Genomic DNA, 13,081 nt, shown 5'->3' with positions numbered 1-13,081 from the left:
GTCAGCGAGCCTTCCGGAAGCGGCTCCGATCGTGTGGGGCCAGATAATCAAGCTGCGGCCCTACCGGCACGATGCCGGTTGGATTGATGGTGAGATGGCTGGCGTAATAATGCGCCTTGATGTGCTGCATGTTGACCGTCGGGGCCACGCCCGGCACCTGATAGAGCTCGCGCAGATAGTTCGACAGGTTTGGATAGTCGGCGATGCGGCGCAGATTGCATTTGAAATGGCCGACATAGACGGGGTCGAAGCGAACCAGTGTCGTGAACAGCCGCCAATCCGCCTCGGTAATACGATCTCCGACCAGATAGCGCTGATGCGAAAGCCTGTTCTCCAGCTGGTCGAGCGTGGCGAACAGTTCACCGAACGCTTCTTCGTATGCGGCCTGCGTGGTGGCGAAGCCGGCACGATAGACGCCGTTGTTGACGGCCCGATAGATGTCCGCGTTAACGGCATCGATCTCGGCGCGCAGCGCCTGGGGATAAAAATCGACTGTCGCGTCCCCCCATTCGTCAAAGGCCGAATTCAGCATGCGGATGATCTCGGAAGATTCGTTGGAAACGATGGTCTCTTCCTTCCGATCCCATAAAACCGGCACGGTGACGCGGCCGCTATAGGTTGGGTCAGCCTTTGTGTAGACCTGATGCAGGAAATCGAGCCCATAGAGCGTGTCGCCGGTCGCGCCGTCCGCGACGCGGAAGGTCCAGCCGTTCTCGCCCATGAAATGATGCACGACCGAGACTGAAATGATGCCTTCGAGCTTTTTCAAGGCGCGGAAGATGAGCGTGCGGTGAGCCCACGGACAGGCCAGTGAAACGTAGAGGTGGTAACGTCCCGGTTCCGCTTTGAACCCGCGGGATCGCCCTTCGGCCGGCTTGCCGTCGACGGTCACCCAGTCACGCCATTGCGATTGGGTGCGCTCGAACTTGCCGCCGCTTTGTTTGGTGTCGTACCAGCGGTCCTGCCATTTGCCGTCGACCAGCAATCCCATGATGGCTTTCCTTGTTTCAATTCACTCCCATTTAGGGCAGGCGCGCCGGCTCCGAAACGCCGCCTGGCTGAACACACCGTCAAATGCTGGCGCAACACCGGCAAAAACGCCGATTGCGATGCGCAACATTTGATGCTAGCGGACAATTCCATGTTCGACTTCTTTGCAACGATCCGGTTCGACCGACGACGAAAGAGCGCCCACGCTTGATGAAGCGCGGACTGGCGAACGCCGCCGTCTGACGCACTCTTTCCTCGTATACCGGAACGCAAAGACCATGAGCCTTGCCGACGTGATTTATCTGCCGGAAACCCCGGCGCACGACGCCGAAATCGAATCCATCAACGAAGAAGCTTTCGGACCCGGCCGGTTCACCCGCGCCGCCTACAAGATCCGTGAAGGCGGCCCGCACCAGCGCAGCCTGTCTTTCGTCGCTGTCGACGGCGGAACCGTCATCGCCTCCGTGCGCATGACACACATCGTCGCCGGCGACGGCTCGGCGCTGCTTTTGGGGCCGCTTGCGGTGCGGCCTGCCTATAAGAACCTGGGTATCGGCCGCAAGCTGGTGGCGATGGCGCTCGAAGCCGCGACCAAGGATGGCTGGCCCTCGGTGGTCCTGGTTGGCGACGAGCCTTATTACGGCCCCCTCGGCTTCAAGCGTATCCCGCGCGGACAGCTTTCGATGCCGAGACCAGTCGATCTCGACCGGCTGTTGGCGCACGAAATCCAGCCGGGGGCGGTGGCCAAGCTGACGGGCATGGTCCAGCACGCCGATCAGGTGGGCGTCGCCGAACCGGCCTGACGCGACTGCAACATCAACCATCGTACCGGCCTGTTGCAGCATCGCGACCGGCCCCGTAGCATGCCTGTAACACGGAGGAGCATTCATGAACCCAAATGGCCAGATCGCGATCGTGACCGGCGGCGGTTCGGGCCTTGGTGAGGCGACGGCTCGCGCGCTTGCGGCCAAGGGCGCCAGGGTTGCGCTCTTCGACGTCGGCATCGACCGCGCCGACAAGGTTGCAGCCGAAATCGGCGGTATCGCGGTCAAATGCGATGTCAGCAGCGCCGAAAACGGTGCGGCAGCTGTCGCTGAAGTGGCGAAGACGCTCGGCGAACCGCGCATTCTCATCAACTGTGCCGGTATCGCCATCGGCGTGAAGACGGTCGGCAAGGATGGCCCGCATCCACTCGACCAGTATCGCAAGGTGATCGAAGTCAACCTGATCGGCACCTTCAACATGATCCGACTTGTCGCCGATCGCACCGCCAAACTCGAGCCGCTGACCGGTGCCGAGCGCGGCGTCATCGTCAACACAGCCTCGGTCGCGGCCTATGACGGGCAGATCGGGCAGGCCGCGTATTCGGCATCCAAGGGTGGCGTTGTCGGCATGACCTTGCCGGTTGCGCGCGACCTCGCCCGTTCCGGTATCCGCGTCTGCACCATCGCGCCCGGCATCTTCAAAACGCCGATGATGGCCGGCATGCCGCAGGAAGTGCAGGATTCGCTGGGCGCGGCGGTCCCCTTCCCGTCGCGGCTCGGCGAGCCGTCGGAATATGCGGCCCTGGCCTTGCATATCGTCGAGAACCAGATGTTGAACGGCGAGACCATTCGCCTCGACGGCGCCATCCGCATGGCACCGAAATAGCCGTTTCGATGGGAGAGGCCGCGCGACAGGGCGACAAAAGCGGGCCGCTGGCCGGCCTCACCGTAATCGAGATGGCCGGCATCGGTCCGGTGCCGCTCGCAGCTCTAATGCTCTCGGAAATGGGCGCGAACGTGCTTCGCATCGTAAGAAGCGGGCCGAACTGGCAGTTTATTCCGCTGGCGCCGGAATACGATCTCGACAGCCATGGCCGCGCCATCCTCGCACTCGACCTGAAACGGCGCGAATGCGCGGAACTGCTGCTGCGCCTGGCTGAGAAGGCCGATGTGCTGATGGAAGGGTTTCGCCCCGGCGTGATGGAACGCCTTGGGCTTGGGCCGGCCGAGACGCTGGCGCGCAATCCGGCGCTCATTTATGGCCGCATGACCGGCTTTGGGCAGGATGGGCCACTCGCCGAGCGCGCCGGCCACGACATTACCTATCTCGCTTATTCCGGCATTCTTCACGCCATAGGCCATCAAGATGGGAGGCCGGTGCCGCCCCTCAATCTGGTCGGCGACTATGCCGGCGGGTCGATGATGCTGATCGCAGGCGTGCTCGCAGCGCTTTTCCACCGCTCCAGAAGCGGCCAAGGACAGGTGGTGGACGCGGCAATGGTCGAAGGTGCGTCGCTGTTGACCGCGCCTTTGCACGCGATGATGGCGGGCGGCCTGTGGCAAGACCAGCGCGGCGCAAACCTGCTCGATTCCGGTACCCCTTTCTACGACACCTACGAGACCGCCGATGGGCACCACATCGCGATTGGGTGCCTGGAACCGCAATTCTTCGCCGAATTCGCCCGGCTGCTGCCGCTCGACCAGCGTTTCGTGTCCGGCCAGTACGATCGAAAGCTTTGGCCGCAGATGCGCGAGACCATAACCCTGCGCGTGCGGGAGAAAACACGCGACGAATGGGACCTGGTCTTTTCCGGGACGGACGCCTGCGTGGCGCCGGTGCTCTCGTTCGCCGAGGCCAGGAACCACGAGCACAACCGCGCACGCGGAGCCTTTGTCGATATCGGCGGCTTTAGCCGGCCGGCACCCGCGCCACGGTTTTCAACGACGCCGTCATCGGCGAGTACGCCATCGAGCGAAGCTGATCGCGACACGGCCGCCATCCTGACCCGGTTCGGTATCGGCCAGGACGAGATGGAAGCTCTTGTCAAAGCGGGTATCGCCGGCCAATAACTGGACCATAACATTCAGCTTATTGTGGTGAGTTTCGTGGAACAACAGAAGAAAGATGTCCTCAGGGAAACCGACGCGCAGTCGATTCGTCTGGCCAAGACATTGCTGCGCACGGCCCGCTTCGGCGCCCTCGCCGTGCTCGATCCGGCGACCGGTGCGCCACTGGCCAGCCGTGTCGGTGTCGCCACCGACATGGATGGAACGCCAATCATCCTGATTTCCATGCTGGCCGCCCACACCGGATCCCTCATTGCCGATCCCCGCTGCTCGCTGCTGGTGGGCGAGCCCGGTAAGGGCGATGCGCTCGCCCATCCGCGCATGACGCTGGCGTGTCGGGCAACGCGCCTGGAGCGTGGGACCGAAGATCAGGCCCGGGCCGAACGGCGGTATCTCAACCGCAATCCCAAAGCCAAGCTCTATGTCGGGCTGGGAGATTTCTCTTTCTTCCGGCTTGAGGTGGAGCGCGCTTCGCTCAACGGCGGTTTTGGCAAGGCCTATCTGCTCGAACGGACGGACCTCATCGCCGACAACGCGATCAACGCAGCCTTGGCCGACAGCGAACAGTCGGCGCTTGACCACATGAACACCGAACATCTCGACGCGATTGCCATCTATGCCCATCACTACGCCAAGGCCGCGGGCGACGGCTGGGTGCTGACCGGTTTCGACGCCGAGGGTATGGACCTTGTCTCGGGTGATCTGACGGAACGTGTCTTCTTTCCGAAGCCGCTGGCAACCCAGCAGGACCTGCGCATGACCCTGGTGGAAATGGCCAAGGCCGGGCGGGCTGCCGGACAGACACAGGAATGACAGGCGCGACGGAACTCGCCGAACGACCGCCAAGTGGTCTGCACCACTTTGCGATTCCAATGCTCTTCCTGATTGCAAGTGACTGCAAATTTAGGGTACTATGAATTAAGCCATTGCCCCCATGGCGCCTGAGACGAAGAGATATGGGGCAACGATGCTTTCAGAAAACTTGATCAGCGACACCGAAACCGCCGCCGCTTTTCTCACCCTGATGGGCAATGAGAAGAGGCTCGCCATCATGAGCCATCTCGTCGATGACGAGTTGACGGTGGGGACCATCGCCGAAAAAGTCGATCTCAGCCAATCGGCCCTTTCGCAGCATCTGGCGAAGCTGCGCGCCTTTGGCCTGGTGCAGACCCGCCGCGATCGGCAGATGATCTACTATTCCTGCCGTTCTGAAGCGGTTCGCCAACTTCTGGCAACGCTCGGCGCCATCTTCTCCGGCAGCTCGGAACCCAAACAGCCGACACGTGTGAACAACACCACGCGCTGAACACGGCCAGTGCTTGTCCTCACGCCTGCCATGGCAGGGCCATTGGACAGCGCCTAAAGCCGGGCAGAAAATCTTCCGACGGTGACAGCTTCCGCAAACGACGAGCCACGACTATAGCGTCTGGTGCGTCGAGGCAGGCTCAATCTGCTTCCTGTGATGCGGCACGTTGTGGAGCCTGTCTGGGCCATCATGCAAATCGTCAATATCGACGACCCGAACGATCCACGGGTTGCCCCCTATCAAGACATCCGCGAGCGCGATCTTGTCGGTCGTCAGGGACGCTTCATCGCCGAGGGCAAGGTGGTGCTCGACGTGCTGCTCAGCACCGCGCGTTTTCCGGTCGAGTCCATCCTGGTGCTGGAAAACCGGCTGACTGGCCTCGACGCTGTCATCGCCAAGGCACCGCCTGGCCTGCCGATCTACGTTGCGAGCCGCTCGGTGATGGACAGCATCGCCGGCTTTCCGATGCATCGCGGCATCCTGGCGGTCGGTCGCCGGCGCGAACTGCAGGGCGCCGAACACCTGCTCGACACGTTGCCGGAATGCGCCTTGATCGTCGTGCTCGTCGGCATCTCCAACCATGACAATCTGGGCTCGATATTCCGCAACGCCGCCGCCTTCGGCGCCGATGCCGTTTTTCTGGACACAACCTGCTGCGATCCGCTCTACCGCAAGGCGATCCGCGTTTCTGTTGGCGCCGCGCTCAAGGTCCCTTTTGCGAGTTTTCCCGATCCAGTGCATTTGATGGCCGAGCTCGTGGCCAAGGGGTTCGACTGTCTCGCCCTTTCGCCAAACGGCGATAGCGAAATGCGCGATGTCAGGCCGGCGAAGCGATCAGCGCTTTTTTTCGGAACGGAAGGCGAAGGCCTGCCGCCGCCCCTTTTGGCCCGGATGCAGACATTGCGCATCGGCATGGTCAGGGATTTCGACAGTTTGAATGTCGCAGCGGCCTCCGCGGTGGCGTTGCACCACTTTTCCGCAGGACGCTTCTGAAGAGGCTCCGCTGCGGCACCCGCACATCCAGCCGAACCGACCCGTCAGAAACGGACTAACTGGGCGACGTCGTTTTCTGCAGCGCCTGCACGCGCTCCGCGATGCTGCGCATTGCCGTGCCATCTTCACGACCGGAGCTGGTTTCAGCGGTTGCCAGCACCTTGGCCACTTCGGAATTCGGCCCTTCCAGCGCCGCGGCAAGGCTGACGACCTCGGCCGCAAGGTCCTGCATCTGCTCGCGCAATTGCGCCCCTTCGCGCTGTTCCTTGCCGTTGCCGCCGCTCTTTCCGGCATCGAAGGCCGAGAGCCCCGCCCGCAATCTCTTGTTCTCGCGAGCAAGCGTCGCAAGCCGCGCTTCCAGCCGTTCGCGGTCGTTGTTGAGTTTGGCAACGACCTTTTCGGTGTCAACTCCACCGACACCGGTGAACAAGGGAGACAGTTGCGCCGCTGTCCGCTCCGCGTCGCGGCGTGGCTCACCACCGGCACCAGCGCCGGGCTCCCGATTGGCAGCCTCGAGCTGCACACCGTTCTTCTTCATGTCCTCACGAAGCCTCGTTAGTTCCCGATCGCGCCGATCCAGCGTTTCGTCGCGATCGGCGAGTGTCGACAGCAGGCGCTCCAGCTTCTTTTCCCGGTCGGCGAGTTTCTTCTTCTCGTTCGACAGCGCCTCGACCGCGGCCTTGCCTTCCGTCGCGATTTCCTGATGCCGCTTCTCGACTTCCTTGCGCTGCGCTCGCAGAACGGAAACGTCGTTGTTCAGTTTTTCGATCTCGGATTCGCGCGCCACCAGTTCGATCTGGCGGTTCGAGGAAGAGAAGCTGGCCTCTTCATACATGCGTCCGAGCTTTTCGATCTCTTCGGCTTTCTGCGCGATCGTCCGTTCGACCTCGGTCACCCGGGCTGTAAGGCGCGCGATCTCGGCGTCGCGTTGTTGCAGCTTGTCCTGCAAGTCGCCGCCAACTGCCCCCATCGCCGAAATGGTCTGATCTTTCCGCGCACCTTCGCCAGCCAGTTGCTTCAGCTCATCGCGGACCCGATTGATTTCGATGAACTGGACATTGCTTTTGTCCTTGAGCGCCTTGGCCTCCATCTCCAGGCGGCGCGCGGTCACCGCAAATTCGGCGCGCAACCTGTCCTTGTCCGCCTGGATCTCGGTGGTCGTGAGCGGCATCGCCGCCTCGACGCGCCGCTTGGTCAACACGCCGGCACGCCGCCAAGCCGCCGGCGCAACCAGCACGACCAGGAAACCGGCTACCAGGAAGCCTAGGAGAAAGAACAGGATCGACTGAACCAAGAGGGCCTATCCGTTGGGTTCGGCGGCGAAGCCGCGCGAGCAGAACATTGCCATGTCCTTATATTCGAAATCCAGTGTTTCGGCGGATTGTCGGGCTGCTCCCCCCACAATCCACCGAACCACCATAACTTTGCAGCTCAGAACGGGTTCCAGGTCGGCTGCTGGGTCAGTTTCAGATAGCCCAGATTGACGCCCAGCCGCGCGCCGACGCCGGTGCGAATCGGCACCAAGAGCACATTCCCGGCCTTGAGCACGTTGAAGCCGAGACCGGCAATGACATAGGCCGAGCCGGCGACACCGGCGAAACGGTTGTAAAGATTGCCGACGTCGTCGAGGTTGTAGACCAGCACCATGACGCGCGAGCCCTGCCCGCCGAAATCCCAGCCGAGCGATGGGCCCTGCCAGTAGACCTTATGGTCGCCGGCGTTCTTGGTGTAGAGCTTGCCTTCGCCATAGGTCAGACCGCCGACAAAGGCACCTGATCCTTCCTCGCCAAGCACATAGCCATTCGGCAAGCCATAGGTGGAGAAGATTTTCTCGACGACCGTGGCCAGCCCACCTGACGTTTCGCCAAAGAACTTATGGCCCGAATCGACGATTTCCTGGGACGTATACTGCTGAGCATACGAAGCCTGGAGCGAAAGGGTGAAAAAGCCCATCAGGGCGATCGTCAGAGCGAGGACGCGGGAGACGCGCCAATCGCGAAATCGGGAATGCATGCTTCCAATCTCCGTCTGGGAGCACCTTCGCCGACGCCTCGCACCCTCGCGACTCTCATCGGCCGCTTCCGGTGCCATTCCCTGGCAAACTATGCCGTAATCGTTTTTCAACCATTAAGCTCTCACATGATGATGGCGGTTCGAAGGCCGGTCGGAACCGTTTCTTCCGACGAGGTCGGCGCGACGCGCTCTTCGACGCCGACCTGTCTCCCGGATTTGTTGCTCCAACCGAATGCGCCGTATATCCAGATGGAACTGGGGGAGAGCGTGATTCGCACGGCGGGCAACGGTCCGTCCGAACTTGCTTCATTTCTCGAGGTTTCCATGGCTGACCTTTTCACGCTTACCCCCGCCGAACTCGCTGCGCTTCTTTGCAGCAAGGTCTGCCACGACATCATCTCGCCCGTCGGTGCCATCAACAACGGCCTGGAACTCTTGGACGAAGGCGGTGCCGACGAAGACGCCATGAACCTGATCCGGCAGAGCGCGCGCAACGCCTCGGCCCGGCTGCAATTCGCCCGCATCGCATTCGGCGCCGCCGGTTCCGCCGGCATGCTGATCGACACCGGCGATGCGGAAGCGGTGACGATTGCCTTCCTCAAGAATGAAAAGCCGGAGCTGACCTGGTCGGGCACCCGCGCCCTGCTGCCCAAGAACAAGGTCAAGCTTCTGCTCAACCTCGTGCTGGTCGCCAATGCCGCCATTCCGCGCGGCGGCAGGCTCTCCGTGATCCTCGACGAATTCGAGGAGCAGCCGCGCTTCACCTTGACCGTGAGCGGCCCGATGCTGCGCGTGCCTCCGAAGTTTCTCGAGCTCCACTCCGGTAACCGTCCGGACGAGCCGATCGACGCGCATTCGGTCCAGCCTTATTACACGCTGCTTCTCGCACGCGAGGCCGGCATGACGATCACCATCCGCGCTACCGCCGAAGAGATTGCTCTGGTCGCGATCTGACCCGATCCATATGCAGGCAACGGCATCGCCCGTTCCGAAAAACGGAACAGGGCTTGCCGGCATTTGTGCCGGCGGCGCGATGCAACGGGTGTCGTGCAAATTTTAAATATTGCTTTTTCGGCTTCTTAAACGCCGTCGTTTAGGATCGGCGCTGTTAGGGATGGCCTGCCTGCGGGCGGGAATGGGGACATACAATGAAACGCTGCATGTTCGTCGATAAGTCGAGCGTCATTCGCAAGGTGGCCAGGCGAATCCTCAGCGGCGAAGGCATGTTCGTGGCGGAAGCCGCGACCGGGGCGGCGGCCATCGATCTGTGCGCGACCGAGATGCCCGACATCATCGTGGTTGATTCGTCATTGCCGGACATGCAACTGACCGAATTCATCGGCCATATCCGTTCGTTCGGCACTGCCGCCATGCCTCTGATCATCGTGCTTCTGGTTGAGCTCGATCTCGGCGCGATTATGCGTGCAAAGCGCGCTGGCGCGCACGGTTATCTACTGAAGCCCTTCAATCGCGTGCAGCTGCTCGACCGCTTTCGTGCCATGCAGACGCAGGGCGCCTCACCCGCGCAACAAAAAACCCGGCGCGCGCCGGGTCTTTCGATGACCGACTACGAAAAAGGTCAGGCGCTTTCGCGCATGTCCTCCGGTTCGCGCAGCACGTAGCCGCGTCCCCAAACCGTTTCGATGTAATTCTGGCCGCCCGAGGCAGCGTCGAGCTTCTTGCGCAGCTTGCAGATGAAGACGTCGATGATCTTCAGTTCAGGCTCGTCCATGCCACCATAGAGGTGGTTGAGGAACATTTCCTTGGTGAGCGTGGTGCCCTTGCGCAGCGAGAGCAGCTCCAGCATCTGATATTCCTTGCCGGTCAGATGCACGCGCTGGCTGCTGACTTCGACAGTCTTGGCGTCGAGATTGACCACCAGTTCGCCCGTTGCGATGACCGACTGGGCATGGCCCTTCGAGCGACGCACGATGGCATGAATGCGGGCGACCAGTTCGTCCTTGTGGAACGGCTTGGTCATGTAGTCGTCGGCGCCGAAGCCGAGACCGCGAACCTTGTCCTCGATACCGGCCATGCCGGAGAGGATCAGGATCGGCGTCTTGACCTTGGACAGGCGCAGCGTGCGCAGCACCTCGTAACCCGACATGTCTGGCAGGTTCAGATCAAGGAGAATGATGTCGTAGTCATAAAGCTTGCCAAGATCGACGCCCTCTTCCCCGAGATCCGTCGTATAGACATTGAAGCTTTCGGACTTCAGCATCAGTTCGATGCTCTGAGCGGTTGCACTGTCGTCTTCTATCAGCAGAACGCGCATTTCATTCCCCTTTTCTGCTGCCGGACCATTTTCACGACCCGTCCGGGACCGGAGCAGTGATTGCCTAAGCCGAAGCTGCCATTGAATGGTTAACAAAACCTAATTTCGCACCGAAAGCGATACCAGATTTTTTAACCCCTTTCCACACACACTTGAATCCAATGATGAATCATCGAGCCAAATCCTGAATCGGCACATTAAGAAAGCACCGTAACCGACTCTATGGACTCACCTCTTGTGTCCTGCAGCCATGCCGAAATTTTTACCGGGCCTTAAGGCCTGACCCGTATGATTAACAATGCCCGTAAACGAATGGTTACCGTTTGGAAGAATCTTTAGGATTTTGTTTTCCATAGCGGTCCGAAAACCGGGGGAATACGGGTGCGATATCACCCTCGCAAGGCCAGCGAGGCGATAGTGCAGTGTGCGTTGGTAGGAGTACCGAATCATGAAGTCACGCGAGAACCTCGTTCGACTGAAGCAATTTCAGGTGAATGAGAAACGGCGGCAGCTTCTTCAGCTCGACATGATGATCGCTGAGTTCGAACGCATGGCCGGTGAGCTGGAATTCCAGATCACCGCCGAAGAGAAAAAAGCCGGCATCACCGACATCAATCACTTCGCTTACCCGACCTTCGCAAAGGCGGCGCGGCTACGGCGCGACAATCTGAGAAATTCGCAGGCGGATCTCGCGCAACAGCGCAGCGCAGCCGAATCACAGCTTTCGGAAGCGGAAACCGAGCTTTCCAAGGCCGAGATGTTGGAATCACGTGATTCGCGTGCACGTGAGACCGAAATCGGCGGCCGCAGCGCCATGATCGGTTAAAAGCGCTGATCGTCGACTATCCTGGTCGATAGACCGATCAGGCCTACGCGACTTCCCTGCCCCTTTCGGCGATCAGACGCGCATTCCTGATTTCCGGCACATGCCGCTCAGACCAGGAACGGATCTGGTCGAGCAGCCCGGCAAGATCTTGCCCCAGCGCAGTCAGCTCATATTCGACATGCGGCGGGATCACCGGGAACACCTGGCGCCGCACAAGACCGTCGCGTTCGAGAACGCGCAACGTCTGCGTCAGCATCTTCGGGGTGATACCTTCCAGCTTGCGCGCCAATTCGCCGTTGCGCATGCGCCCATGGCGCAACGCGCTGACGGTCAGATAGACCCATTTGCTGGACAGCATTTCGAGCACGGCATGCGACGGACAGGTTCGCCGAAACGCATCGTAGCCATAGGGTTCGCAGGTACTATCCATGAGGTGCCTATATATCAAAATAGTGCATACTAGACAATGGGTAGCAACTATCTTTTCTATAGTGTCATCCAAATCAAAGGAGACACTCCATGCAAGCCATCAGCCAGACCAGTGTCGGCGGTCCCGAAATCCTTACCCTGGTAACGCGCCCGGTCCCAACTCCAGGTGCCGGGGACGTTCTCGTCCGGGTCCGCGCCGCCGGCGTCAACCCGGTCGATATTGCTGTGCGCGCAGGCTGGTACCCCTTGCTCGGTGAACCGCCCTATACCATAGGCTGGGACATTTCCGGCATTGTCGAACAGATCGGTCCCGGTGTGACTGATTTCGCGATCGGCGACGAGGTCTTCGGCATGCCGCGGTTTCCCAAGGAAGCGGCTGCCTATGCCGAGTTCGTCATCGCCCCGGCTTCCGAGCTTTCATTCAAGCCGAAGAAGATCGACCATGCTCACGCCGGAGGCTTGCCACTCGCTGGTCTGACTGCATGGCAGGCCTTGGTCGGTGCCGGCAATATCAAGCATGGCCAACGCGTGCTGATCCACGCCGCGGCCGGCGGTGTTGGCCATCTGGCGGTTCAGATCGCCAAGGCACGCGGCGCTCATGTCGTGGCGACCACAAGTCCGGCCAAGGTGGATTTCGTTCGCAGCCTCGGCGCCGACGAGGTGATCGATTACACCACCACCGATTTTGCCGATGTCGCCAACGACATCGATCTCGTTCTGGAAACGATCGGCGGCGAGAACGCCGAACGCTCGCTCAAGACCTTGAAGAGCAATGGCACGCTGATCTCGCTCATCGGCATCTCCGACAAGGCCAAGGCCACGGCGAAGGAACTGGGTATCCGCAACGAACACATCTCGGTCGTGCCGGATCGCGAGGCGCTGGAAGAATTGTCCCGCCTGATCGAGGCAGGCAAGCTCGCCGTTCAGATGGCGAAGACATTCCCACTGGCGCAGGCGGGTGCCGCCCATACGTTCCTTGGTACCAAGCCGGCAGGAAAGGTCGTGCTGACCATGTGACGCCAAAGCAAGGCTAAACGACAAAAAGGCGCGGAACCCGCGCCTTTTTTGATGTCGAGAATCGGCTGCTCAGTGCCGGTATTGCTGAATGCGCGTGGTGCGCAGCCCGGCCAGGCCATATTCGTCGATGGATGCTTGCCAGGAAAGGAATTCTTCGGTGGTGAGCTTGTAGCGCTGACAGGCTTCGTCGAGGCTGAGCAATCCGCCCCGCACCGCAGCAACCACTTCCGCCTTGCGCCGAATGACCCAGCGACGCGTGTTCGTTGGCGGCAGATCGGCAATTGTAAGCGGGCTGCCGTCAGGCCCGATAACATATTTGACTCGCGGTCTAACCAGATCGGTCATCGTACTCTCTACTGAAAACTCACAGAACCAATCCCTGCCACAGTACCGCCACAGCT

The 13,081-nt window shown here is 60.8% G+C and carries 15 protein-coding genes and 1 pseudogene; 10 read left to right on the top strand and 6 right to left on the bottom strand.

The annotated features are described in order from the left end of the window. Position 1: 1 nt before the first annotated feature. A complete protein-coding gene (locus FZF13_RS16550) occupies positions 2 to 991 on the bottom strand; it encodes a glutathione S-transferase family protein (protein WP_024925582.1) in 990 nt (329 codons plus the stop codon). A 277-nt stretch (positions 992 to 1,268) separates the two neighbouring features. Here FZF13_RS16550 and FZF13_RS16545 point away from each other — a divergent pair, with 277 nt between their 5' ends. From FZF13_RS16545 to FZF13_RS16520, 6 genes are all read left to right on the top strand, one after another. Further along, positions 1,269 to 1,793: a GNAT family N-acetyltransferase gene (locus FZF13_RS16545; protein WP_024925583.1), complete on the top strand. Its 525-nt coding sequence runs from the start codon at positions 1,269 to 1,271 to the stop codon at positions 1,791 to 1,793. 85 nt (positions 1,794 to 1,878) lie between these two features. After that, complete coding sequence (locus FZF13_RS16540; protein WP_024925584.1) at positions 1,879 to 2,640, top strand: 3-hydroxyacyl-CoA dehydrogenase; 762 nt, start codon at positions 1,879 to 1,881, stop codon at positions 2,638 to 2,640. Between the two features lie 8 nt (positions 2,641 to 2,648). After that, positions 2,649 to 3,824: a CaiB/BaiF CoA transferase family protein gene (locus tag FZF13_RS16535; RefSeq protein ID WP_024925585.1), complete on the top strand. Its 1,176-nt coding sequence runs from the start codon at positions 2,649 to 2,651 to the stop codon at positions 3,822 to 3,824. Positions 3,825 to 3,860: 36 nt separating this feature from the next. Continuing rightward, positions 3,861 to 4,634, top strand: a complete 774-nt coding sequence (locus FZF13_RS16530) for a HugZ family pyridoxamine 5'-phosphate oxidase (protein ID WP_024925586.1) — start codon at positions 3,861 to 3,863, stop codon at positions 4,632 to 4,634. 154 nt (positions 4,635 to 4,788) lie between these two features. Then, positions 4,789 to 5,127, top strand: a complete 339-nt coding sequence (locus FZF13_RS16525; protein ID WP_024925587.1) for an ArsR/SmtB family transcription factor — start codon at positions 4,789 to 4,791, stop codon at positions 5,125 to 5,127. A gap of 189 nt (positions 5,128 to 5,316) precedes the next feature. Further along, the gene (locus tag FZF13_RS16520; protein WP_024925588.1) at positions 5,317 to 6,120 is read left to right on the top strand and encodes a TrmH family RNA methyltransferase; all 804 of its coding nucleotides are present in this window, start codon (positions 5,317 to 5,319) and stop codon (positions 6,118 to 6,120) included. Positions 6,121 to 6,175: 55 nt separating this feature from the next. On the opposite strand, the gene FZF13_RS16515 is transcribed toward FZF13_RS16520, so the two are convergent. Both FZF13_RS16515 and FZF13_RS16510 read right to left on the bottom strand, forming a co-directional pair. Beyond that, the gene (locus tag FZF13_RS16515; RefSeq protein WP_024925589.1) at positions 6,176 to 7,414 is read right to left on the bottom strand and encodes a coiled-coil domain-containing protein; all 1,239 of its coding nucleotides are present in this window, start codon (positions 7,412 to 7,414) and stop codon (positions 6,176 to 6,178) included. A gap of 137 nt (positions 7,415 to 7,551) precedes the next feature. Then, positions 7,552 to 8,073 (bottom strand): DUF1134 domain-containing protein, encoded by a 522-nt coding sequence (locus FZF13_RS16510; RefSeq protein WP_244431141.1) that lies wholly within the window; start codon positions 8,071 to 8,073, stop codon positions 7,552 to 7,554. 384 nt (positions 8,074 to 8,457) lie between these two features. Between FZF13_RS16510 and chpT the strand changes: the two genes are divergently transcribed. Then, positions 8,458 to 9,087 carry a histidine phosphotransferase ChpT gene (gene chpT, locus FZF13_RS16505; RefSeq protein ID WP_024925591.1) on the top strand — a complete coding sequence of 210 codons (630 nt, stop codon included), beginning with the start codon at positions 8,458 to 8,460 and terminating at the stop codon, positions 9,085 to 9,087. Between the two features lie 194 nt (positions 9,088 to 9,281). Further along, positions 9,282 to 9,638 (top strand): annotated as a pseudogene (locus tag FZF13_RS16500) (response regulator); the annotation flags it as partial. A gap of 74 nt (positions 9,639 to 9,712) precedes the next feature. On the opposite strand, the gene ctrA reads toward FZF13_RS16500, so the two are convergent. Continuing rightward, entirely contained in the window at positions 9,713 to 10,408 is a 696-nt protein-coding gene (ctrA, locus tag FZF13_RS16495) for a response regulator transcription factor CtrA (protein ID WP_024925593.1), read from the bottom strand. Between the two features lie 448 nt (positions 10,409 to 10,856). On the opposite strand from ctrA, the gene FZF13_RS16490 reads away from it, so the two are divergent. After that, complete coding sequence (locus FZF13_RS16490; protein ID WP_024925594.1) at positions 10,857 to 11,234, top strand: flagellar export protein FliJ; 378 nt, start codon at positions 10,857 to 10,859, stop codon at positions 11,232 to 11,234. Positions 11,235 to 11,277: 43 nt separating this feature from the next. Here FZF13_RS16490 and FZF13_RS16485 read toward each other — a convergent pair whose 3' ends face one another. After that, entirely contained in the window at positions 11,278 to 11,664 is a 387-nt protein-coding gene (locus tag FZF13_RS16485) for a winged helix-turn-helix transcriptional regulator (RefSeq protein ID WP_024925595.1), read from the bottom strand. Between the two features lie 89 nt (positions 11,665 to 11,753). Here FZF13_RS16485 and FZF13_RS16480 point away from each other — a divergent pair, with 89 nt between their 5' ends. Next, a complete protein-coding gene (locus FZF13_RS16480; protein ID WP_024925596.1) occupies positions 11,754 to 12,680 on the top strand; it encodes an NADP-dependent oxidoreductase in 927 nt (308 codons plus the stop codon). A gap of 69 nt (positions 12,681 to 12,749) precedes the next feature. Here FZF13_RS16480 and sciP read toward each other — a convergent pair whose 3' ends face one another. Next, positions 12,750 to 13,025 carry a CtrA inhibitor SciP gene (gene sciP / locus FZF13_RS16475; RefSeq protein WP_013529904.1) on the bottom strand — a complete coding sequence of 92 codons (276 nt, stop codon included), beginning with the start codon at positions 13,023 to 13,025 and terminating at the stop codon, positions 12,750 to 12,752. Between the last annotated feature and the right edge of the window lie 56 nt (positions 13,026 to 13,081).

Source organism: Mesorhizobium terrae (assembly GCF_008727715.1).
In the GTDB taxonomy this organism is placed as follows: domain Bacteria; phylum Pseudomonadota; class Alphaproteobacteria; order Rhizobiales; family Rhizobiaceae; genus Mesorhizobium; species Mesorhizobium terrae.
The sequence above is the reverse complement of the archived record's forward strand: the minus strand, read 5'-3'. Positions and strand labels throughout refer to the sequence as shown.